Below are 20,388 nucleotides of genomic sequence, written 5' to 3'. Positions count from 1 at the left end.
TCGCGACCGGGCGCCTGGCGTCATTGCCGGCGGGGCTGGCCGCATCCTTGCTGGAAAAACGTGCGCGGCGGCCGAGCTTGCGCGGGCCGCCGCGAGTGGTGGGGCTATAGTCGCTTGCCGGCGCTACGTCAACGCCGGAATCGCCTGAAGGTCGCCGATCTCACGCGGAGGGCGCGATAAAGCGCGCGAAGCTCGCCAGATCGACATTGCCGCCGGAGAGGATGACGCCGACGCGCTTGCCCGCGACCGGCACGGCGCTGGTGAAGGCGGCCGCCGCCGCGAGGCAGCCGGTCGGCTCGACCACGAGCTTCATCCGCTCGGCGAAGAAGCGCATCGCGTCGACGAGGGCGTCGTCGCTGACGGTGACGATATCCTCGACCTCGCGCTGGATGATCGGGAAAGTCAGGTCGCCGAGGAAGGCGGTCTGCGCCCCGTCGGCGATGGTCTTGGGCACGCCGATCGCGACGATCTCGCCCTTGCGCAGGGATTGCTGTCCGTCATTGCCGGCCTCGGGCTCGACGCCGAAGACGCGGCAGCCCGGGTTCAGCGCCTTGGCGACAAGCGCCGCGCCGGCGAGCAACCCGCCGCCGCCGAGCGGCACGAGCAGGATGTCGAGCGGGCCGGCATCCTCGATCAGCTCCTTGGTCGCCGTGCCCTGCCCGGCGATGACGTCAGGATGGTCGTAAGGGGGAATGATCGTCAGCCCGCGCTCGGCCGAGAGGCGGTTGCCGATCTCGAGCCGGTTCTCGGTATAGCGGTCATAGCGGATGACCTGCCCGCCATAGCCCTCGGTCGCCGCGACCTTCGCGGCCGGGGCATCGTTCGGCATGATGATCGTGGTCGGCACGCCGAGCAGCTGGCCGGCATAGGCGATGGCCTGGGCATGGTTGCCGGAGGAATAGGTGACGACGCCGGCCTTCTTCTGCTCAGGGCTGAGCGAAGCGATCGCGTTATAGCCGCCGCGGAACTTGAAGGCGCCCATGCGCTGCAGGTTCTCGGGCTTGAAGACGAGGCTGGCTTGCGTGCGCCGGTTGGCGGTGGCCGAGCTCATCGCCGGCGTGTGATGGGCGATGCCCTTCAGCCTGATGGCCGCGGCCTCGACATCGGCATAGGTCGGGAGGGCGGGGCTGCTGGCGGTCATGATGCGGATCCTGCTCAGGGCGTCATGGTCGGGCTTGACCCGACCATCTCGTAAACCAGTGCCTTCTCGTGATGAGATTCTCGGGTCAAGCCCGAGAATGACGGAAAACCACGACGGCGAGGCTCAGGCGTTCTTGAAGTCGGGCTTCCGCTTCTCGGCGAAGGCGGACATGCCCTCCTTCTGGTCGAGCGTCGCGAAGAGCGAGGAGAAGACGCGGCGCTCGAAGCGCAGGCCTTCCTGCAGCGTCACCTCGAAGGCGCGCTCGACCGATTCCTTCGCCATCAGCACGGAGGGCAGCGACTTCGCCGCGATCTGCTCGGCCGCCTTCAGCGTCTCGGTGAGCAGGTCCGCGAGCGGCACGACGCGGGCGACGAGGCCGGAGCGCTCGGCTTCCTCGGCATTCATCATCCGGCCGGTCAGGATCAGGTCCATCGCCTTGGCCTTGCCGACCGCCTTGGTCAGGCGCTGCGTGCCGCCGGCACCGGGGATGACGCCGAGATTGATCTCGGGCTGGCCGAACTTGGCGTTGTCGGCGGCGATGATGAAGTCGCACATCATGGCGAGCTCGCAGCCGCCGCCGAGCGCGAAGCCGGCGACCGCCGCGACGATCGGCTTGCGGCGCTGGCCGATCCGGTCCCAGTCCGCGAACTTGTCGTCGAGATAGGTGCCGGGGAAGGTGCGGCTCTGCATCTCCTTGATGTCGGCGCCGGCGGCGAAGGCCTTCTCCGAGCCGGTGAGGACGACGCAGCCGATGCCGTCATCCTTCTCGAAGCCGTCGAGTGCCTGGTTGATCTCGCCGATGAGCTGGCCGTTCAGCGCGTTCAGCGCTTGCGGGCGGTTGAGCGTGATCAGCCCGACCTTGCCCTTCGTCTCGACGAGAATGGTCTCATAAGCCATGGCGGCCTCCCGGATGCTCCTGTGCTGCCAGCTTTAGCGGGCGGAAGCAGGCCAAGTCCACGGGCAGTAGCGTCAATGGGAAATGGGCAAAGATACTCATGTGCAAGATAGCGCAGGGATCCGGCGGATGGCCCCGCGCGTATTCTTCTGGAAGCGCCGCCAGATCGGCCGCTGGTCCAAGGGAGGCCGACATGAAATCGATCCTGCTCGCCGCGACGGCGGCCACCCTGCTCGCCGGCTGCGCCGAAACCACGCTCACGCGTACGGACAAGGCGCCTGAACCGCGCAAGCGGATCGACGCCGCGCGCTTCTATACCGGAACCTGGCGAGAGATCGCGCGCCGCCCCATGACGATCACGGATGGCTGCGTGGCCGGCGCGACCGAATACGAGCCGGACCGCAAGGGCGGCATCCAGGTGCTCGATTCCTGCCGCATGGGCACGCCGCAGGGCGAACTCAAGACGGTGGGCGGACCGGGCACGATCCTTGACCCCGGCTTCAACGCCAAGCTGCGTGTGGATTACAAACTTTATGGCTTCGTGCCCGTACAGCGCGACTACTGGGTGTTGGACCGCGCCGACGACTACAGCTGGTTCATCTCGGCCGATCCGACGTTGCGCGATCTCTACATTTTCACGCGCGATCCGCAGATCAATATCCCTCAGCGCAAGCAGCTGGTCGCGCGAGCTGCAGCACTCGGTTACGACGTCTCGAAGCTCGAGTTCCCCGAGCAGCCGCGTCGCTAGCGCCGTTTCGCCGGCTGACAACTCTCGCAATAAAACGTCGAGCGCCCCGACTGCACCAGCCGCTTCACCAACTGACCACAACCCGGCGTGACGCAGGTCTCGCCCTCGCGGTCATAGACCTTGAACCGGTGCTGGAAATAGCCGAGCGAGCCGTCGGCATGGGCGAAGTCGCGCAGCGTCGAGCCGCCGGCCGCGACCGCCTCCTCCAGCACCTCGCGGATGATGCGGGCGAGTTCGTGGGCCTTCTCGCGCGGCCGGCCGGTCGGCGTCGCGATCGTCCCGGCCTCCGCTTCCGGGTGGAGGCCGGCCCGGAACAAAGCCTCGCAGACATAGATATTGCCCAAGCCCGCCACGAGCCGCTGGTCGAGCAATGCGGCCTTCAGGGGCGCGAACTTCCCCGCGAACAGCCTCGCCAGCGTTTCGCCCGACAATTCGTTGCCGAGCGGCTCGATGCCCATCCCTGAGAAATGCTTCGAGGTCGCCAGTTCGGCGCGCGGCACGAGGTCCATGAAGCCGAAGCGGCGCACGTCATTATAAGTGACGCGTGCGCCGGTCCCCATCTCGAACACGACATGGTCGTGGATCAGGTGCCGGCCGATCTCATTATAATAGGAGCCGGGCTCGGTCGGCGGCGTGCCGGGCGCCTCGACGATGAAGCGTCCGCTCATGCCCAGATGCATCACGAGCGCCGCGCCGTCGTCGAGATCGGCGATCAGGTATTTCGCCCGCCGCGACAGGGCCTCGATCCGCCGCCCGGTCAGGCGCTCGGTGAAGCGTTCCGGCAGGGGAAAGCGCAGGTCCGGCCGGCGCTGCTCGATGCGCGCGAAGCGTTCGCCCAACATGGCGGGCTCCAGCCCGCGCCGGACGGTTTCGACCTCGGGTAGCTCAGGCATGTCAGCGACCTCAAATAAAGCCTGCGTCGAGAGGGCCCGCGACAAGCCCGCCGCCTTTGGCTATTGATCGGCTCAGGCGAATACAAGACAGATTTGCACAAGGCCGGCCGGACCGTGACAGCAGCTTCCGACACCACCCATTTCGGCTTCGAGACGGTGAAGCTCGCCGAGAAGCAGGCGAAGGTCGACGACGTCTTCCACAAGGTCGCCAACCGCTACGACCTGATGAACGACCTGATGTCGGGCGGCCTGCACCGGGCCTGGAAGAGCGCGCTCTTGACCGCGATCAACCCGGCCAGGGACCGGCCCTTCCACCATCTCGACGTGGCCGGCGGCACGGGTGATGTCGCCTTCTCGGTGCTGGAGGCCGGCGGCCCGCAGACCGATGTCACCGTGCTCGACATCAATGCCGACATGCTGCGCGTCGGGCGCGAGCGCGCCGACAAGCGTTTCCCGGACGATGATCGCATCCGCTTCGTCCAGGGCAATGCCGAGCAGCTCGGGCTACCCGACACTCATTTCGACTGCTACACCATCGCCTTCGGCATCCGGAACGTGCCGCAGATCGACAAGGCGCTGGCCGAGGCCTATCGCGTGCTGAAGCGCGGCGGGCGCTTCCTCTGCCTCGAATTCAGCCATGTCGACGTGCCCTTGCTCGACAAGATCTACGAGACCTATTCCTTCAAGGTCATCCCGCCGATGGGCCGCATGGTCACCGGCGAGGCCGAGCCCTATCAGTATCTCGTCGAATCGATCCGCAAGTTCCCGAAGCCGCAGGCCTTCGCGGGGATGATCGAGGATGCCGGCTTCCGCCGGGCGAAGTTCACGCCGATGACCGGCGGCGTCGTGGCGCTGCATTCCGGCTGGAAGCTGTGATGGGCTGTCTTGCGTCATGCCCGGGCTTGACCCGGGCATCTCGTGCCGGAAAAGGCTCCCTTCCTGAGATGCTCGGGTCAAGCCCGAGCATGACGGCTGGACCCGCATGATCTCCTCCTTCTTCCACATGCTGCGCGGCGCGCGCGTCGGCTTCGTGCTGGCGCGCGAGGGAGCGCTGGCGCTGGTCGACCCCTCCGTGCTGCCGCCGCTGGCGCGCGGGCTGATCCGCGTCGGCCGCCTGATCGAGCGCCGCGGCGCGGGCTCCTCCGCGACGCGGCTCGCGGCGGCGCTGACCCGGCTCGGCCCCTCCTACGTCAAGTTCGGCCAGTTCCTCGCGACGCGGCCCGATGTCGTCGGCATGAAGATCGCGCAGGATCTCTCCGCCTTGCAGGACCGGATGCCGGCCTTCCCGATGGCCGAGGCTCGCTCCATCGTCGAGGCCGCCCATGGCGTGAAGCTGGAGACGCTGTTCCCGGAATTCAGCGAACCGGTTGCCGCGGCCTCGATCGCCCAGGTCCATCGCGCCCGGCTGAAGGATGGCCGCGAGGTCGCGGTGAAGATCCTGCGTCCGGGCATCCGCGACCGCTTCAACCGCGATCTCGCCGCGATGCGTTTCGGCGCCGAGACGGCCGAGGCGCGCTCCGCCGAGGCGCGGCGCCTGCGCTTCACCGGCGTGGTCGAGACCCTTGCCCGCTCGGTCGCGATGGAGATGGACCTGCGGCTGGAGGCGGCCGCCCTCTCCGAATTCGCGGAGAATACCAAGGGCGACGCCGATTTCCGCGTGCCGGAACCGGATTGGCAGCTCACCGCCCGCGAGATGCTGGTCGATGAATGGATCGACGGTGTGCGTCTCTCGGACATCGAGGGCCTGCGCGCCGCCGGGCACGATCTGCCGGAACTGGCCCGCAACATCATCCAGTCCTTCCTGAAGCATGCGATCCGCGACGGCTTCTTCCATGCCGACATGCATCCCGGAAATCTTTTCGTCGATGCGGAGGGCCGGCTCGTCGCGGTCGATGGCGGCATCATGGGCCGGCTCGGCCTGAAGGAGCGGCGCTTCCTCGCCGAGATCCTGCTCGGTTTCATCACCCGCGACTACGCCCGTGTCGCGCAGGTGCATTTCGAGGCCGGCTATGTCCCGGCCCATCACGACGTCGCGGATTTCGCCCAGGCGATCCGCGCGGTCGGCGAGCCGATCCACGACAAGCGCGCCGACCAGATCTCGATGGCCAAGGTCCTGACCCTGCTCTTCGAGATCACCGGCATGTTCGACATGGCGACCCGGACCGAACTCGTCATGCTCCAGAAGACCATGGTGGTGGTCGAGGGCGTCGCCCGCTCGCTCGATCCGCATCTCGACATGTGGGGCACGGCCGATCCGGTGGTGCGCAGCTGGATCACCCATAATCTCGGTCCCGTAGGCCGTCTGGAGGAGGCCGGGCGTGGCGCCCGCTCCCTGCTCGGTTCGCTCGCGGCGCTGCCGGATACGGTGGTCCGCGCCGAGCGCGTGCTCGGCCAGCTCGAGGACGCCTCGCGCCACGGCTTCTCGCTGGACGAGCGCAGCGTCGAGGCGATCGGCCGCGCCGAAGCCCGGCGCAACCGCTGGGGCAATATCGCGCTCTGGGTGATCGCGGGGCTCTTGGCCTACGGCGTCTTCGGCTGAGGCGAGCCCTTAGCCGTCATTCTCGGGCGAAGCATAGCTTCGACCCGAGAATCTCATGCCGGATAAAGCGCCTTCTCGTCCTGAGATGCTCGGGTCAAGCCCGAGCATGACGTGCCCTGATTTACCGGAACGGCGGCTCGTCAAAACTCCGGAGCTTGCGCGAATGGATCGTCGCGCCGGCTTCCTTCAGCTTCTCCAGCGCATCGAGCCCGATGCGTAAGTGCTCGCCGACGGCGCGCTCATAGAAGGCGTTCGCCGCGCCCGGCAGCTTGATCTCGCCATGCAGGGGCTTGTCGGAGACGCAGAGCAAGGTGCCGTAGGGCACGCGCAGCCGGTAGCCCTGCGCCGCGATCGTGCCGGATTCCATGTCGACCGCGATGGCGCGCGACAGGTTGATGCGCCGCCGCTCCTTGGTCCATTGCAATTCCCAGTTGCGATCGTCCTGAGTCACGACCGTGCCGGTGCGCAGGCGCTGCTTCAGCCGGTCGCCCTTCTCGCCGGTGATGTCGGCCGCCGCCTGCTGGAGCGCGACCTGCACCTCCGCCAGCGCGGGAATCGGGATATCCGGCGGCACGAGATCGTCGAGGATGCGGTCCTGCCGGAGATAGGCATGGGCCAGCACGTAGTCGCCGATGATCTGGGTCTGGCGCAGGCCGCCGCAATGGCCGACCATCAGCCAGCAATTCGGCCGGAGCACGGCGAGATGGTCGGTGATGTTCTTCGCGTTGGAGGGGCCGACGCCGATATTGACCAGGGTCACGCCCTCGCCGCCGGTCCGGATCAGGTGGTAGGCCGGCATCTGGAAGCGGTGCCAGGGCGCCGACATCACCCGCTCGGCGGCCGAGACGTCGATGCCGTCCTTGTCGATGCGGATGCCGCCCGGCGCGATCAGCGCCTCGGCCGTGCCGGCTTCGATCTCGGCGAGGCCGAGCCGGACGAACTGGTCGACATAGCGGTGATAGTTGGTCAGCAGCACCCAGGGCTGCACCGCCCGCCAGTCGGTGCCGGTGTAATGCACCAGCCGGCGTAGCGAATAGTCGACCCGCACCGCGTCGAACAGCGAGAGCGGACGCGGCTCGCCCTCGATCAATTCATAGGTGCCGTCGGCGATCTCGTCGCCGACCAGCGCGAGCAGCGGCGTCGGGAAATAGCGCGCCAGTTCCGCCGCGGTGATCTTGCCGCGGCCCAGTTCGTCGCCGCCTTCAAGCGCGTAAGGGTAGGGGATTTCCTGCGTGCTGACGCCGGTCTCGATCGTCGCGCCATATTCGGCGACGAGCGGCTTGAGCTGGTCGAGCAGATAGGCGCGGAACTCGGCCGGCTGCGTCACCGTGGTCGAATAGATGCCGGGCACCGCGAACTTCGCATAGCCTCGCCGCGTCGCCGCCGGCAGCTTCGATGGCTCGTAGGTCACCCGCAGCATCGGGTAGCGATAGCGCTCCCGGTCATCGGGCGTCGGCGCCTCGCCGGTATCGAAGAAGCGCTGCAGGTCGCCGCGCAGGGCCGAACGCGCCTCGTCATAGAGCCGTTCGAGCCGGTCCACGGCGGCTTCCGGTGTCGCTGCGGTCTCGAAGCTCATGAACCCTCCTCGTTCTCTCTCCGGTTCTAGCCGCGTGTCCGCGCTCCTGACAACAACCGGCGGTGGCTCGCGCCAGCTTGCGGCCGAACCCGGTTGACAGGCAGGAGGAATGCGATTAGTAAACCGACTAGTTAATTAACTGATCGGTTTCATACGATGTCGACGGACCCGCTCAGCCTGACCTTCGCAGCCCTCGCCGACCCGACGCGCCGCGCCATCCTGGCCCGGCTGTCGCAAGGCGAGAGTTCGGTGAAGGAACTGGCCGAGCCCTTCGCGATGAGCCTGCCGGCGGTCTCCAAGCACCTGAAGGTGCTGGAGCGCGCCGGGCTGATCACGCGGGGGAAGGAAGCCCAGTGGCGACCTTGCCGGCTCGACCCCGGCCCGCTGCAGGACGTCTCGGAATGGCTGGAGCATTACAGCCGTTTCTGGGACCAAAGCCTGGGGCGGCTGGACGAGATGCTCCGCGAGATCAAGGCGAAACCGCCCGATAGCTCCGGCGTTTGACGCCAAAACCATTCCTTCCGCTCAATTTCAGGTGCTCGTCATGCTCAAGACCATTCTTCTCAGCCTGCTCGGTATCGTCGCGACCGGCATCGTCGTCGTGCTGATCCTGGCCGCCCGCAAGCCCGATACCTTCCAGGTCACCCGCTCCATCGCGATCAATGCCGCGCCGGATCGCATCTATCCGCTGATCGCCGATTTCCGGGCCTGGAACGCCTGGTCGCCCTGGGAGAAGAAGGACCCGGCGATGAAGCGCATCTTCGGCGGGCCGGAGACCGGCGTCGGCGCGACCTTTGCCTGGGCCGGCGACAAGAATGTCGGCGAGGGCAGCATGCGCATCACCGAGGCCCAAGTGCCGGGTAAGCTCGGGCTCAAGCTCGATTTCCTGAAGCCCTTCGAGGCGCATAACGACGTTGTCTTCGCGCTGACGCCGCAGGGCCAGCAGACGAACGTGACCTGGATCATGACCGGCCCGACCCCGTTCATCGGTAAGATCATCCATGTCTTCATGGACATGGACCGCATGGTCGGTGGCGATTTCGAGGCCGGACTGAAGGCCATGAAGGCCGCGGCCGAGCGCACCGCCTGAGGCGGCGCATAACCCGATCACCCAGAGAACGAAACCGGAGGAGAGAAACCATGATGGGCGAACCGCAGAAGGAGCATGAGTGGCTCCACCAGCTGATCGGTGACTGGACCGCCGAGATGAACTGCTCGATGGGGCCGGACCAGCCGAGCTCGACCTCGAAGGGCACGGAGAGCGTGCGCTCGCTCGGCGGGCTCTGGACCCTCGGCGAAGGGCAGGGCGATTCCCCCGAAGGCAAGCCGGTCACCAGCCTGATGACGCTCGGCTTCGACCCGGCCAAGGGACGTTTCGTCGGCAGCTTCGTCGCTTCGATGATGACGATGATGTGGACCTATGACGGTGCACTTTCGGCCGACGGCAAGTCGCTGGTCCTCGACACCGAGGGGCCGAGCATGACGGGCGACGGCGCGATGACGAAGTATCAGGACATCATCACCTTCCTGTCGCCGGACCACCGCACCCTGACCTCGCGCGCGCTTGGGCCGGATGGCCAGTGGAGCGAGTTCATGGCTGCCGATTACCACCGCAAGCGCTGAGCGCTTCCCGCTGAACCGAGGAGAGAACGCGATGAAACTGTCGACCTATCTTATCTTCGAAGGCAATTGCCGCGAGGCCTTCACCCATTACGAGAAGGTCCTGGGCGGCAAGATCCAGGCCATGATGGAGCACACGGGCACGCCGGCGGAGGAGCATGTCCCCGCGGAATGGCGCGACAAGATCCTGCATGCCTGCCTGGAGATCGAGGGCCAGCTGCTAATGGCCTCCGACGCCCCGCCCAACAACAGCGACGGCCCGATGCGCTCGGTCTCGGTCAGCGTTGGCGTGGCGACGCCGGAGGAGGCCGACCGCATCTTCGCCGGCCTGTCCGAGGGCGGCGCCAAGATCACCATGCCGATCGGCGAAACCTTCTGGTCGCCGCGCTTCGGCATGCTGATCGACCGCTTCGGCACGAACTGGATGGTCGGCGCCGAGATGCCGGCCGATCAGGCGAATTGCGGGTGAGATAAGGGTGGCGTCATTCTCGGGCTTGACCCGAGAATCACACGCAGAACAAGGCGCTGGAGCCTCCTTCGGGACGAGATGCTCGGGTCAAGCCCGAGCATGACGGCGCGCTCCAGCAGCCCCTACGACCGCCCGCCATCCACCGAGAGCACCTGCCCGCTGATCCAGCCGGCCTGCTCGCTCAGGAAGAACAGCGTGGCGTTGGCGATATCCTCGGGCGTGCCGAGCCGGCGGGTATGGATGCTCTCGACGAGGCGCTTCTGCCCCTCCGGCCCATAGCTCTGCCATTGCCGCTCGCTCGCGGGATTGGAGCGCACGAAGCCCGGCGCCACCGAATTCACCGTGATGCCGTGCGGTCCGAATTCCCAGGCGAGCTGCTTCGTCAATCCGACCAGCGCATGCTTGGCGCTGGCATAGGCCTGGATGCCGGTGAGACTTGGCCTCAACCCCGCACCCGACGAGATCGTCACGATCCGCCCATAGCCGGCCTGTTTCATCGCGGGCGCCGCCGCCTGCGCCAAGAAAAAGGCGGCATCGACATTGGCGGCGAAGATCACCCGCCAATCCCCCTCGGAAATCGCCTCGATCGCCCGGCCGACCTGTCCGCGCACCCCGCCGGCCGCATGGATGAGAAGGTCGAGCCGGCCATCGGCCGCCACGATCTCGCGCACCAGCGCCTGTGCAGCCTCGGGCGAGCCGAGATCGACGGCATGGCCGGTCGCGCCGATCTCTCTGGCGGCGGCCTGCACCCCCGCAGCATCGATATCGGCGAGATGGACGCGCGCGCCGGCCTCGCCCAGGGCGGCGGCAATCGCGCGCCCGATGCCCTGGGCTGCGCCGGTGACGAGGGCTACGCGGCCGTCGAAGCGGATCTGCATCGGTCGATCAATACCTTGAGCGTCTCGAAGGCCATCGGGCGGCGGCCGTCCTCGATATCGTGGATCAGCGAGACCAAGGTTTCGATCGCGGGCGTCGCGATGCCGACCTCGCGGCCGAGCGTGGCGATGACGCCGATCTGCGGAGTGACCTCGGTCTTGCGCTTGCGTACGGCGAGATCGCGCCAGATGCCGGAATGGGTCTTGGCCGTCTGCGCGGTGTAATGGGCGAGCCAGTTGATCGTCTCGATCTGCGGGCCTTCCGGCCTTCCGGGCGCGAACACCATCGGGTCGAAATCGCCGAAGCCGAGCGAGATGACGCCGCGCTTGGCCGCGACCGCGCCGACCTCGCGCCCGAGCGCGAGCCAGACCGGCAGCCGGTCCGGGTCCGAAAAATTCGCCGACATCGAATCGTCGGTCAGCGCCGTCCCGAACAGCATCGCGCCATAGGCGAGCTTGCCCCAGAGATAGCCGAAGATGTTGTCGGTCAGGATCGCGTCCGGCTCGAACAACTGCATAAGGCGATGTATCTCGACGACGCGTTCGCTCATCGACCCGTCGATCTCGCCGACGACGGTCGCGCCGCGATTGCCGTAGAGAATCTCGCCCGGCCCGAGCCAGTCGGCACCGAAATTGACGAAGCAGCCCATGGTGCGCCGCTCGCCGACAGCCCTGGCGATGGCGATTTCGTTCAGGCCGTTCTGGGCGGAGAGCACGAAGCCATTCTCGGCCAGATGCGGTTGAAGCGCCGCGAGCGCGGCCTCCGTCGCGCCGGCCTTCACGGCGAGCACGATGCGGCTGTAGCGGCCGGTCAGCTCAGCCGGCGTCGCGGCCGGGACGATCTGCGTGAACTCCTCGACCGGTCCGGCGATGGCGAGCCCTTTGGTCCGGCAGGCCTCGACATGCTCGGCGACGATATCGACGAGCAGAACCGGGATACCGGCCCGCGCCCAATAGGCCCCAAGCGTGCCGCCGATGGCGCCTGCGCCCCAGATCAGGATGGGCTCGCTCACGCCTGCCCCGCCAGTTCGACATGGTCATGCGTAGCGACATGGATCAGGCCGTCAGCCGTCACCCAGCCGCGGTACATGCCCTCGGTGTTGTAGGGCGCGACGATCCCGCCATCGGCCCCGACGGCGACGAGCCCGGCGCCGATCTTGTGCTCGGAAAGCTCCGCCAGGACGGCGTCCGTCGCCGCCTCCAGCGAGAGGCCCTTATAGGCGATCAGCGATGCGATCTCGTGGCCGACGCAGTAGCGGATGAAATATTCGCCCTTGCCGGTGCCGGAGACGGCGCAGCGCCCGTCGCGGGCATAGGTGCCGGCGCCGATGATCGGGGAATCGCCGACGCGGCCGACCGGCTTGTTGGTATAGCCGCCGGTCGAGGTCGCCGCCGCGAGATGGCCCTGTGCATCGCAGGCGACGGCGCCGACAGTGCCGTGCTTCTCGGCCTCGCTCGCCTCGGCGGCAGTGCCGACGATCTCGCGCAGCTTCATCGAGGCGAGGTTCTTGCGGCGCCGCTCGGTCGAGAAATGCGCGTTCTCGACGGTATCGACGCCTTCATGCTCGGCGAAATCATCGGCGGCAGGGCCGGCGAGCAGCAGCGGGTCGCCGCGCAGCATCAGGGCCTTGGCGGCGACGATCGGGTTGCGGATGCGCTTGGCGCCGCAGATCGCGCCGGCAGCCAGCGTCGCCCCGTCCATGATCGAGGCATCGAGTTCATGCTCGCCCTCGGTGTTGAAGGCGGAGCCGTGGCCGGCGTTGAAATGCGGGGAATCCTCCATCACCCGCACGGCCGCCTCGACGGCATCGACCGACGCGCCGCCCTTGCTCAGGATCGCCCAGCCGGCCCGCAAGGCGCTGGCGAGGTCGGACCGGGCCTGGGCCCATTCGGCCTCCGTCATCTCGGCCTTCGGCAAGGTGCCGCAGCCGCCATGGATGGCAAGCGCGAGGGTCATGTCGGTATCCTGTCGGGTCTTTGAAACGTACTGCGCCATGGCCGACAGGTGCCGGCCATGGCGTCGAAGGCGGCCCCGTTACTTCTTGGCGGGCTTGATGTCCATCGCCAGCGTGTCCTCGTCGACGCGCGGGCTGATCGTCACCTTGTCCTTCTGCATCGCCCAGGCCGAGCCGACGGCGGCGATCGGCAGGCGCGGCCGGTCCTTCGCGACGATCGCGGCGGCATCGGACAGCATCGCGTTGCGCTTGGCCTCGTCCATCTCGACGGCTGCGTCCTCGATCAGCTTGTCGACCTCGGCATTCTTGTAGCCGAGCACGTTGAAGGCCCCGAGCTTCTTGGCCGGGTCGTTGGAATGGACCACGGAGGAGAGCGTGTAGTTCGCCTCGCCCGTCAGCGTGCCCCAGCCGGACATGGACAGCGAGAAATCGCCGCGCAGGCGCGCCGGGAAGAACACCGCACCCGGCTGGGCATTGGCGTTCACCTCGATGCCGATGCGCGCCAGCATCTGCGCGATCGAGGTGCCGACCTGCCGGTCGCCGGGCAGGCGGTCATTGGTGAAGGAGAAGCCGACCTTGAAGCCGTTCGGGTAGCCGGCCTCCTCCATCAGCTTCTTCGCCTTGGCGAGGTCCGGCTTGAGCGCCGGCAGGCTCTTGTTGAAGCCCGCGATCGTCGGCGTCACCAGCTGGTTTGCCGGCGTGCCGAGCCCTTCCATCGCGATCTCCGCCAGAGCGGGCCGGTCGATGGCGAGGTCGATCGCCTCGCGCACCCGGACATCCTGCAGCGGGTTCTTCGGCAGGGCCGAGCCGTCTTTGGCGGTGACCTGCGGGGTCTTGTCCCGCATGTCGAGCTCCATGTTGAAGAGGTAGACGCTCTCGATCGTCGCGACGGTGAGCTTGGGATCGCGCTTCAGCGTCGGCACGTCGGAGGCCGGTGCGCGCACGATGATGTCGACTTGGCCGGCCTTGAGCTGGGCGACGCGGGCGGCGTCGTTCGGCAGCTCCTTGCGGACGACCTTGGCCCAATGCTCCTTCGCGCCCCAGTAGCCGTCGAAGCGGTCGAGAACCATCTGGTCCTTGGGCGTCCAGGAGACGAACTTGTAGGGCCCGGTGCCGACAGCCGCCTTGCCGGAGTTGAAGGCCTCGTTGGCGCTGTCCTTGGTCAGGCCGGCGGCAGCCTTGTGCGAGACGATGAACAAGCGGATGAAATCGTTCGGCAGGTTCGGCGCCGGCCCGTCGGTGACGATATGCACCGTCAGCGGATCGACGATCTTCACCTCCTTGACGCGCCGGACATAGATCGTCGTCGGGTTCGGCCCGGCGACGACCGGGATGCGCTCGATCGAGAACTTGACGTCCTCGGCGGTAAAGTCCGACCCGTCATGGAATTTGACGCCGGGACGCAGCTTGAACTCCCAGACGGTCGGTTCCAGCGTCTTCCAGCTCAGCGCCAGGCGCGGCTCGATCTGCAGTTTGTCGCCGGACCAGGTCAGCGTGTCGAAGACATGCTTCAGCGCCTCGGCATGGGTGCCGGTCGCGGTGAAATGCGGGTCTATCGATTCCGGCCCGGCGCGGACGCCGATGGTCAGCGTCTGCGCCAGGGCGCCGGTCGAGAAGGTGGCGCCGAGCAGGGCGGCGAAGGCGGCAAGGCGGAAGCTCTTCACGATTGTCATGACGGTATCCCCTGGTTTTCTATGATTATGACTGGAGTTCCTGAGGCCATGCCGGCGAGGCGAAGACGAGCTTGTCCATCAGCGCGCAGAGCTGCTGCTGCTCGTCCGCGCTGAGGCCGGCGAGCATCGTCGTCTGGTGCTCGACCATCGGCACCATGGTCTCGTCGAAGATCTTGCGGCCGGCCGGCGTGAGATGGAGCACATAGCTGCGCAGGTCGGCCGGATCGGTCTCGCGCTTGAGCAAACGCCGCTGCAGCAGCTTCTGCACCGCGCGCGACAGCGTGTTCTTCGGCAGGCCGGAGGAGGCGACGATGTTCTTGGCCGCGACGCCCTCCTTCAGTCCGACCGCATAGAGCGCGACGAATTCCGGCCGGACGAGGCCGTAGCGCGTCTCGATCCAGCGATAGACCGGGTCGTTGAAGCGGAAGGCGACGAAGTTCAGCCGGAAGGACAGCCAGCAGGGATTGTCCCAGAGCTTGGTCACGGTCAGCGGATCGAGTTCGGCCAACGCGGCCTCGCGCTCCGGATCGGCGCGGGAAGGAGAGGTCGGCGCGCGTCGCATCGGGAATATCTCTCGGCCGATTTAGTTCCAAATGGAACTTGACGCTACCAGAGGCCAGAGTCAAGGATGGCCCTGACGGGTGGTCCGCGCCGCCTGCCCGGATTGTCTACCGCTTGCGGAAGCTAAGCAAGGATCGCGCCGTGCGTGTCGCCGACTTGAACTGGATGCAGATCGAGGCCCAGGCGAAGCGGGACGATCGCTGTGTCCTGCCGCTCGGCAGCGTCGAGCAGCACGCTTACCTGAGCCTCGCGACCGACGTGATCCTCTCGGAACGCGTGGCGCAGGAGGCGGCCGAGCCGCTTGGCATTCCCGTCTTCCCGGTCCTGGCCTATGGCCTGACGCCGGGCTTCCTGAATTTCCCCGGAAGCATCTCGCTGAAGCTCAGCACTTATGCAGCCCTGCTCGGCGACATCTTCGACGGCTTCTATCGCTCGGGCTTTCGCCGCATCGTCCTCGTTAACGGCCATGGCGGCAATTCACCGGCCCTCAACTTCGCGACCGAATGGCTGGATGCGCATCCCGATGCCAGCATCCGCCTGCATAATTGGTGGGCGGCGCCGCAATTCCAGGCGGCGGTCCAGGCGGTCGATCCGGCGGCCTCGCACGCCTCCTGGATGGAGAATTTTCCCTGGACCCGGCTCGCCGGCGTCGCCATGCCGGAGACGCTGAAGCCGCCCTTCAATGCTGCCGAATACCAGGCCGCGAGCCCGGCCAAGCGCCGCGAAATCCTCGGCGACGGCAATTTCCACGGCCTCTACCAGCGCCCCGACGAGGAGATGCTCAGGCTCTGGCAGGTCGGCGTCGAGGAGACGCGGGCCGTGATGGTGGAGAACTGGCCGTGAGGCCGCGCCGGAAGCTTCACCGATGCTAGGCCACATCGCCGTCCGGCTGGCGCAGGCGCTCGTCGTCATGCTCGTCATGTCGGTGCTGGTCTTCGTCGGCGTCTATGCCATCGGCAACCCGATCGACGTGCTGATCGGCCCCGATGTCAGCCAGGAACTGCGCCTCCAGACCATCGCCCAATACGGGCTCGACCGGCCGCTCTGGGAGCAGTACCTGACCTTCCTTGGCCGGGTGCTCCATGGCGATTTCGGCCGCTCCTTCGTCTTCGGCATGCCGGTGATGGACCTGATCCTGTCGCGGCTGCCGGCGACGCTGGAACTGACGTTGCTGGCTGTCTGTGGCGCGGCGCTGATCGGCATTCCCGCTGGAATCTATGCCGGCTACCGGCCGGACAGCATGGCCTCGAAATTGATCATGACGGTCTCGATCCTCGGCTTCTCCGTGCCGACCTTCTGGATCGGCCTCGTGCTGATCATGGCTTTCGCCGTCGAATTGCAATGGCTCCCGGCCGGTGGGCGCGGCGAGACGGTCTCGATCTTCGGCGTCGCGTGGAGCTTCCTCACGCTGAACGGCCTGAGCCATCTTCTGCTGCCCGCGCTGAACCTTGCCTTCTTCAAGCTCGCCCTGATGACGCGCCTTGCCCGCGCCGGCACGCGCGAGACCATGCTGTCGGACACCGTGAAATTCGCCCGCGCCGCCGGCCTCTCCGAATGGACCGTGCTGCGCCGGCATGTGCTCAGGCTCATCGCGATCCCGCTGGTCACCGTCTTCGGCCTCGAATTCGCCTCGACGCTGGCTTTCGCGGTGGTCACCGAGACGATCTTCTCCTGGCCGGGCATCGGCAAATTGATCATCGATTCCATCCAGTCGCTCGACCGGCCGGTGATGGTCGCCTACCTGATGCTCGTCGCTTTCGTCTTCATCACCATCAATTTCCTCGTCGACCTCGCCTATGTCGGGCTCGATCCGCGGCTGCGGAAAGGGGGCGCGCGATGACGGACGCTTCCCCCGTAGCCCGCTTCTGGGCCGAGTTCCGCGAGAGCAAGACGGCGGTCATCGCGCTTGCCGTCGTCGTGCTGATCATCGGCATCGCCCTGCTCGCGCCGCTCGTCGCGCCGCAGAACCCCTACGACCTCGCCAATCTCTCGCTCTCCGATGCGCGCCGCCCGCCCGGTTTCGTCGGCGAGGGCGGCTACACCCATTGGCTCGGGACGGATGCACAGGGACGCGACCTACTCTCCGCGATCCTTTACGGCCTGCGCATCTCCCTGCAGATGGGGCTGGTGGCGGGTGCCATCGCCTTCACGCTCGGCGTTTCGCTCGGCATCGGCGCGGCCTATGCCGGCGGCCGCCGCGAGGCCTTCATCATGCGCGTCATCGACTTGCAGCTCGCCTTCCCGGCGATCCTGCTGGCGCTCGTGCTTTCGGCTTTACTCGGCCAGGGCAAGATGCAGCTCATCGCCGCGCTCGCCGCCGCGCAATACGCCTATTTCGCCCGCACGGCCCATGGCGCGGCTTCGGCCGAGCGCGGCAAGGATTATGTCGAGGCGGTGCTCTCGACGCCGTTGCCGGGCTGGCGCGTGGTGCTGCGCCATATCTTCCCGAACTGCCTGCCGCCGTTGATCGTGGTCGCGACCGTGCAGGTGGCCAATGCCATAGCGCTGGAGGCGACGCTCTCCTTCCTCGGCGTCGGCCTGCCGGTGACGGAGCCGTCGCTCGGCATGCTGATCGCCAACGGCTTCCAGTACATGCTCTCCGGCCGCTACTGGATCTCGATCTATCCCGGCCTCGCACTGATCGTGCTGATCGTCGCGATCAACCTCGTCGGCGACCGCATCCGCGATCAGGTCAATCCGAGGCTGAAGCGATGAGCGACGCGCCTCTCCTCGAAGTCACCGACCTTGCGACCTATTTCCACGCCCGCGCCGGCATGGTGAAGGCGGTCGACGGCGTCTCCTTCGCGCTGAAGCGCGGCGAGGTGATGGGCCTCGTCGGCGAATCCGGCTCGGGCAAGAGCATCACCGGCTTCTCGATCATCGGCTTGATCGATCCGCCCGGCCGCGTCGAAACAGGCTCCTCGGTCAAGCTGGAAGGGCGCGAACTCGTCGGTCTCTCCCCCGCCGAACTGCGAAAAATCCGCGGCAAGCAGATCTCGATGGTCTTCCAGGACCCGATGATGACGCTGAACCCGATGCTGACCATCGGCACGCAGATCAGGCTCGCCCTGGAAGCGCATGAGACGATCTCCGGTGCCGAGGCGCGCCGCCGCGCCGTCGCCGCCTTGGCGCAGGTCCGCATCCCCGATGCCGAAGCCAAGGTCGATTTCTATCCGCACCAGTTCTCCGGTGGCATGCGCCAGCGCGTCGCCATCGCGATCGCCCTGCTGCACCGGCCGAAATTGATCATCTGCGACGAGCCGACCACCGCGCTCGATGTCTCCGTGCAGGCCGAGATTCTGTCCGAGATGAAGGAGCTGGTCGCGGAGCTCGGCACGGCGCTGATCTGGATCAGCCACGACCTCGCCGTCGTCGCCTCGCTCGCAGACCATGTCTGCGTCATGCGCCATGGCAGGATCGTCGAGGCCGGGGAGACGCTTTCGGTGCTGACCCATCCGCAGCATCCCTATACGCAAGGACTGCTCGATGCGCTGCCTTCGCGTTCCGAGCCCGGCAAGCTGCTCGCCGGCGGCGTCGGTTCCGATGTCGCGCCGCCGCCGCGCGCCGCGAAACAGGCACCGCCCGTCGTCGCTGATGCCGTGCACTATGTCCGCATCGACCATGTCGCCAAGCGCTTCGCCGGGACGCCCGGCCTGTTCCGCAAGCTCGCGCAGAAGGCCGGTCTGTCGAAGGCGCCAGCAGCGGTGCAGGCAGTCGACGATGTCACGCTGGTGCTGAAGCGTGGCGAGGCGCTCGGCCTCGTCGGCGAATCCGGTTCCGGCAAGTCGACGCTCGGCCGCGTCGCCGCCGGCATCTATGCGCCCGATAGCGGCTCGGTCCGCATCGACGGCGCACCTGTGATGAGCGCGGGCGAACAGCCGCACAAGGTCACGACGCGCGTTCAGACCATCTTCCAGGACCCGTTCGCCTCGCTCAACCCGCGCATGACGGTCGGCGACAGCATCGCCGAAGGGCCATTGGCGCACGGGCTCGTCGAGCGTGCGCAGGCGAAGACCTATGTCCGGCAATGGCTGGCGGCGGTCGGGCTCAATCCCGATTTCACGGACCGCTATCCGCACCAGTTCTCGGGCGGCCAGCGCCAGCGCGTCGCCATCGCGCGAGCGCTCGCGATGCAGCCCGATGTCGTCGTCTGCGACGAGCCGGTCGCCTCGCTCGACGTTTCGATCCAGGCGCAGATCATCAACCTGCTGATCCGCCTGCGGCAGGAACTCGACCTGACGCTGATCTTCATCTCGCACGACCTCTCGGTCGTCCGTCATCTCTGCGACCGCGTCGCCATCATGTATCGCGGCAAGATCGTCGAGAGCGGCCCGGCCGGCGCGGTCTACGACCATCCGCAGCACGACTACACCAAGCGCCTGCTCGCCGCCGTGCCGGTGCTGCCGGTCGCTACGACGACCTGAGGAGAGCCGCCATGACGAGCCAGCCCGATGAACTCCTGCCCTGGCAATGGCCGGAAGAGGTCTGGCGCGGCAAGGTCGAGCAGGTCCGCGCCGGCCGCAACCTCAAGCCCGCGAAATGGAAGAACGGCGCGCGCTGTGCCGTGGCGCTCTCCTTCGACGTCGATCACGAGACCAACGAGTTGCGCGACGGCGGCAAGTCGGTCGGGCGCCTGTCCTGGGGTCAGTACGGCAACCGCGTCGGCGTGCCCAAGATCCTCGATCTCCTGAAGCGGCAGGATATCCCGGCGAGCTTCTTCGTGCCCGCCGTCACCGCCCTGCTCTATCCGGACGAGCAGCGCCGCATCATCGGCGCCGGCCATGAGATCGGCCTCCATGGCTGGATTCACGAGGTCAACACGGCGGTGCCGCCCGAAAACGAGCGTGAACTGCATCTGCGCTCGGCCGATACGCTGGAGAAGGTCACCGGCATCCGGCCCGTCGGCATGCGCACCCCGTCCTGGGATTTCTCCGATGTGACGCTCTCGATCGAGCGCGAGCTCGGCCTGCTCTACGATTCCTCGCTCTTCGCCGATGACGACCCCTACGAGATCGTCGAGAAGGGCGAGCCGACGGGCATCGTCGAACTGCCGGTGGAATGGATCCGCGACGACGCGCCCTATCTCAGCATGAACCGCTTCCAGGGACTCAGGCCGTATACCTCGCCGGAAGCGGTCTTCGACATTTTCCGCCGCGAGTTCGAGGGCGCCTATGCCGAAGGCGGGCTCTTCCTGCTGACCATGCACCCGCATGTCATCACCTATCGCTCGCGCTTCTGGATCCTCGAGGAGTTGGTCCGCCTCGCCAAGGCGAAGGGCGATTGCTGGTTCGCGACCCATGCCGAGATCGCGGCTTATGTGAAGGCCGAGGCCGGCCTCTAAAACGCCGCAGCACGGGAACCCTTGCCCGATTCCCGCCGTTTTCGCTTCATCGGGGGTTCAGGCCGGAAGCGGCCTGATACCCGCACGTTGAAACATAACGAC

21 protein-coding genes are annotated in these 20,388 nt (G+C 66.9%); 12 read left to right on the top strand and 9 right to left on the bottom strand.

Annotated elements, in window-relative coordinates; all coding sequences use genetic code 11:
- Nucleotides 1-160: 160 nt before the first annotated feature.
- Complete coding sequence (locus AC3WMA_RS19015; protein WP_492286915.1) at nt 161-1,141, bottom strand: threo-3-hydroxy-L-aspartate ammonia-lyase; 981 nt, start codon at nt 1,139-1,141, stop codon at nt 161-163.
- A gap of 123 nt (nt 1,142-1,264) precedes the next feature.
- Complete coding sequence (locus AC3WMA_RS19010) at nt 1,265-2,038, bottom strand: enoyl-CoA hydratase (RefSeq protein ID WP_492286914.1); 774 nt, start codon at nt 2,036-2,038, stop codon at nt 1,265-1,267.
- A 191-nt stretch (nt 2,039-2,229) separates the two neighbouring features.
- Between AC3WMA_RS19010 and AC3WMA_RS19005 the strand changes: the two genes are divergently transcribed.
- Nucleotides 2,230-2,784 (top strand): lipocalin family protein, encoded by a 555-nt coding sequence (locus AC3WMA_RS19005; protein ID WP_492286913.1) that lies wholly within the window; start codon nt 2,230-2,232, stop codon nt 2,782-2,784.
- On the opposite strand, the gene mutM is transcribed toward AC3WMA_RS19005, so the two are convergent.
- Complete coding sequence (gene mutM, locus AC3WMA_RS19000; protein ID WP_492286912.1) at nt 2,781-3,677, bottom strand: bifunctional DNA-formamidopyrimidine glycosylase/DNA-(apurinic or apyrimidinic site) lyase; 897 nt, start codon at nt 3,675-3,677, stop codon at nt 2,781-2,783. The two genes, AC3WMA_RS19005 and mutM, sit on opposite strands and share 4 nt — an antisense overlap.
- A 114-nt stretch (nt 3,678-3,791) precedes the next feature.
- Between mutM and ubiE the strand changes: the two genes are divergently transcribed.
- Together ubiE and ubiB are read left to right on the top strand one after the other, a co-directional pair.
- Nucleotides 3,792-4,553, top strand: a complete 762-nt coding sequence (ubiE, locus tag AC3WMA_RS18995) for a bifunctional demethylmenaquinone methyltransferase/2-methoxy-6-polyprenyl-1,4-benzoquinol methylase UbiE (protein WP_492286911.1) — start codon at nt 3,792-3,794, stop codon at nt 4,551-4,553.
- Between the two features lie 106 nt (nt 4,554-4,659).
- Nucleotides 4,660-6,216, top strand: a complete 1,557-nt coding sequence (ubiB, locus tag AC3WMA_RS18990) for a 2-polyprenylphenol 6-hydroxylase (RefSeq protein WP_492286910.1) — start codon at nt 4,660-4,662, stop codon at nt 6,214-6,216.
- Between the two features lie 121 nt (nt 6,217-6,337).
- Here ubiB and AC3WMA_RS18985 read toward each other — a convergent pair whose 3' ends face one another.
- Nucleotides 6,338-7,792, bottom strand: coding sequence for an AMP nucleosidase (locus AC3WMA_RS18985; RefSeq protein ID WP_492286909.1), 1,455 nt, complete (start codon nt 7,790-7,792; stop codon nt 6,338-6,340).
- A gap of 156 nt (nt 7,793-7,948) precedes the next feature.
- Between AC3WMA_RS18985 and AC3WMA_RS18980 the strand changes: the two genes are divergently transcribed.
- From AC3WMA_RS18980 to AC3WMA_RS18965, 4 genes are read left to right on the top strand one after another with little or no spacing between them, the layout of a single operon-like run.
- Entirely contained in the window at nt 7,949-8,296 is a 348-nt protein-coding gene (locus AC3WMA_RS18980; RefSeq protein ID WP_492286908.1) for an ArsR/SmtB family transcription factor, read from the top strand.
- Between the two features lie 40 nt (nt 8,297-8,336).
- Complete coding sequence (locus AC3WMA_RS18975) at nt 8,337-8,882, top strand: SRPBCC family protein (RefSeq protein WP_492286907.1); 546 nt, start codon at nt 8,337-8,339, stop codon at nt 8,880-8,882.
- Nucleotides 8,883-8,932: 50 nt separating this feature from the next.
- Nucleotides 8,933-9,415, top strand: a complete 483-nt coding sequence (locus AC3WMA_RS18970; RefSeq protein WP_492286906.1) for a DUF1579 domain-containing protein — start codon at nt 8,933-8,935, stop codon at nt 9,413-9,415.
- A 31-nt stretch (nt 9,416-9,446) separates the two neighbouring features.
- Nucleotides 9,447-9,881, top strand: coding sequence for a VOC family protein (locus AC3WMA_RS18965; RefSeq protein WP_492286905.1), 435 nt, complete (start codon nt 9,447-9,449; stop codon nt 9,879-9,881).
- A gap of 122 nt (nt 9,882-10,003) precedes the next feature.
- Here the strand turns inward: AC3WMA_RS18965 and AC3WMA_RS18960 are convergent, their stop codons facing one another.
- From AC3WMA_RS18960 to AC3WMA_RS18940, 5 genes are all read right to left on the bottom strand, one after another.
- On the bottom strand, nt 10,004-10,759 hold the full coding sequence (locus AC3WMA_RS18960) for an SDR family NAD(P)-dependent oxidoreductase (protein ID WP_492286904.1): 756 nt from the start codon (nt 10,757-10,759) through the stop codon (nt 10,004-10,006).
- Nucleotides 10,732-11,769: a ketopantoate reductase family protein gene (locus AC3WMA_RS18955; RefSeq protein WP_492286903.1), complete on the bottom strand. Its 1,038-nt coding sequence runs from the start codon at nt 11,767-11,769 to the stop codon at nt 10,732-10,734. Before AC3WMA_RS18955 ends, AC3WMA_RS18960 begins: the two co-directional genes overlap by 28 nt.
- The gene (locus tag AC3WMA_RS18950; RefSeq protein ID WP_492286902.1) at nt 11,766-12,713 is read right to left on the bottom strand and encodes an isoaspartyl peptidase/L-asparaginase family protein; all 948 of its coding nucleotides are present in this window, start codon (nt 12,711-12,713) and stop codon (nt 11,766-11,768) included. The genes AC3WMA_RS18955 and AC3WMA_RS18950 overlap by 4 nt, the downstream gene beginning before the upstream one ends.
- Before the next feature lie 78 nt (nt 12,714-12,791).
- The gene (locus AC3WMA_RS18945) at nt 12,792-14,384 is read right to left on the bottom strand and encodes an ABC transporter substrate-binding protein (RefSeq protein WP_492286901.1); all 1,593 of its coding nucleotides are present in this window, start codon (nt 14,382-14,384) and stop codon (nt 12,792-12,794) included.
- A gap of 25 nt (nt 14,385-14,409) precedes the next feature.
- Nucleotides 14,410-14,946 (bottom strand): MarR family winged helix-turn-helix transcriptional regulator, encoded by a 537-nt coding sequence (locus AC3WMA_RS18940; RefSeq protein WP_492286900.1) that lies wholly within the window; start codon nt 14,944-14,946, stop codon nt 14,410-14,412.
- Between the two features lie 140 nt (nt 14,947-15,086).
- On the opposite strand from AC3WMA_RS18940, the gene AC3WMA_RS18935 reads away from it, so the two are divergent.
- The 5 genes from AC3WMA_RS18935 to AC3WMA_RS18915 are packed head-to-tail and all read left to right on the top strand — an operon-like array spanning nt 15,087 to nt 20,286.
- Nucleotides 15,087-15,788: a creatininase family protein gene (locus AC3WMA_RS18935; protein WP_492286899.1), complete on the top strand. Its 702-nt coding sequence runs from the start codon at nt 15,087-15,089 to the stop codon at nt 15,786-15,788.
- Between the two features lie 22 nt (nt 15,789-15,810).
- Complete coding sequence (locus tag AC3WMA_RS18930; RefSeq protein ID WP_492286898.1) at nt 15,811-16,785, top strand: ABC transporter permease; 975 nt, start codon at nt 15,811-15,813, stop codon at nt 16,783-16,785.
- Nucleotides 16,782-17,660, top strand: coding sequence for an ABC transporter permease (locus AC3WMA_RS18925; RefSeq protein WP_492286897.1), 879 nt, complete (start codon nt 16,782-16,784; stop codon nt 17,658-17,660). The genes AC3WMA_RS18930 and AC3WMA_RS18925 overlap by 4 nt, the downstream gene beginning before the upstream one ends.
- Entirely contained in the window at nt 17,657-19,369 is a 1,713-nt protein-coding gene (locus AC3WMA_RS18920; protein ID WP_492286896.1) for a dipeptide ABC transporter ATP-binding protein, read from the top strand. Before AC3WMA_RS18925 ends, AC3WMA_RS18920 begins: the two co-directional genes overlap by 4 nt.
- An 11-nt stretch (nt 19,370-19,380) precedes the next feature.
- Nucleotides 19,381-20,286, top strand: coding sequence for a polysaccharide deacetylase family protein (locus tag AC3WMA_RS18915; protein WP_492286895.1), 906 nt, complete (start codon nt 19,381-19,383; stop codon nt 20,284-20,286).
- Nucleotides 20,287-20,388 lie beyond the last annotated feature (102 nt).

The sequence above is a fragment of the Allobosea sp. FW305-C-101 genome (assembly GCF_058783685.1).
This window is presented reverse-complemented; position numbering and strand designations above follow the sequence as displayed.

Excerpts from the sequence above, each read along its gene's own strand:
- AC3WMA_RS19015 (WP_492286915.1), bottom strand. The coding sequence starts at position 1,141 with ATGACCGCCAGCAGCCCCGCCCTCCCGACCTATGCCGATGTCGAGGCC.
- AC3WMA_RS19010 (WP_492286914.1), bottom strand. The coding sequence starts at position 2,038 with ATGGCTTATGAGACCATTCTCGTCGAGACGAAGGGCAAGGTCGGGCTG.
- AC3WMA_RS19005 (WP_492286913.1), top strand. The coding sequence starts at position 2,230 with ATGAAATCGATCCTGCTCGCCGCGACGGCGGCCACCCTGCTCGCCGGC.
- mutM (WP_492286912.1), bottom strand. The coding sequence starts at position 3,677 with ATGCCTGAGCTACCCGAGGTCGAAACCGTCCGGCGCGGGCTGGAGCCC.
- ubiB (WP_492286910.1), top strand. The coding sequence starts at position 4,660 with ATGATCTCCTCCTTCTTCCACATGCTGCGCGGCGCGCGCGTCGGCTTC.
- AC3WMA_RS18985 (WP_492286909.1), bottom strand. The coding sequence starts at position 7,792 with ATGAGCTTCGAGACCGCAGCGACACCGGAAGCCGCCGTGGACCGGCTC.
- AC3WMA_RS18980 (WP_492286908.1), top strand. The coding sequence starts at position 7,949 with ATGTCGACGGACCCGCTCAGCCTGACCTTCGCAGCCCTCGCCGACCCG.
- AC3WMA_RS18975 (WP_492286907.1), top strand. The coding sequence starts at position 8,337 with ATGCTCAAGACCATTCTTCTCAGCCTGCTCGGTATCGTCGCGACCGGC.
- AC3WMA_RS18970 (WP_492286906.1), top strand. The coding sequence starts at position 8,933 with ATGATGGGCGAACCGCAGAAGGAGCATGAGTGGCTCCACCAGCTGATC.
- AC3WMA_RS18965 (WP_492286905.1), top strand. The coding sequence starts at position 9,447 with ATGAAACTGTCGACCTATCTTATCTTCGAAGGCAATTGCCGCGAGGCC.
- AC3WMA_RS18960 (WP_492286904.1), bottom strand. The coding sequence starts at position 10,759 with ATGCAGATCCGCTTCGACGGCCGCGTAGCCCTCGTCACCGGCGCAGCC.
- AC3WMA_RS18950 (WP_492286902.1), bottom strand. The coding sequence starts at position 12,713 with ATGACCCTCGCGCTTGCCATCCATGGCGGCTGCGGCACCTTGCCGAAG.
- AC3WMA_RS18945 (WP_492286901.1), bottom strand. The coding sequence starts at position 14,384 with ATGACAATCGTGAAGAGCTTCCGCCTTGCCGCCTTCGCCGCCCTGCTC.
- AC3WMA_RS18940 (WP_492286900.1), bottom strand. The coding sequence starts at position 14,946 with ATGCGACGCGCGCCGACCTCTCCTTCCCGCGCCGATCCGGAGCGCGAG.
- AC3WMA_RS18930 (WP_492286898.1), top strand. The coding sequence starts at position 15,811 with ATGCTAGGCCACATCGCCGTCCGGCTGGCGCAGGCGCTCGTCGTCATG.
- AC3WMA_RS18925 (WP_492286897.1), top strand. The coding sequence starts at position 16,782 with ATGACGGACGCTTCCCCCGTAGCCCGCTTCTGGGCCGAGTTCCGCGAG.
- AC3WMA_RS18920 (WP_492286896.1), top strand. The coding sequence starts at position 17,657 with ATGAGCGACGCGCCTCTCCTCGAAGTCACCGACCTTGCGACCTATTTC.
- AC3WMA_RS18915 (WP_492286895.1), top strand. The coding sequence starts at position 19,381 with ATGACGAGCCAGCCCGATGAACTCCTGCCCTGGCAATGGCCGGAAGAG.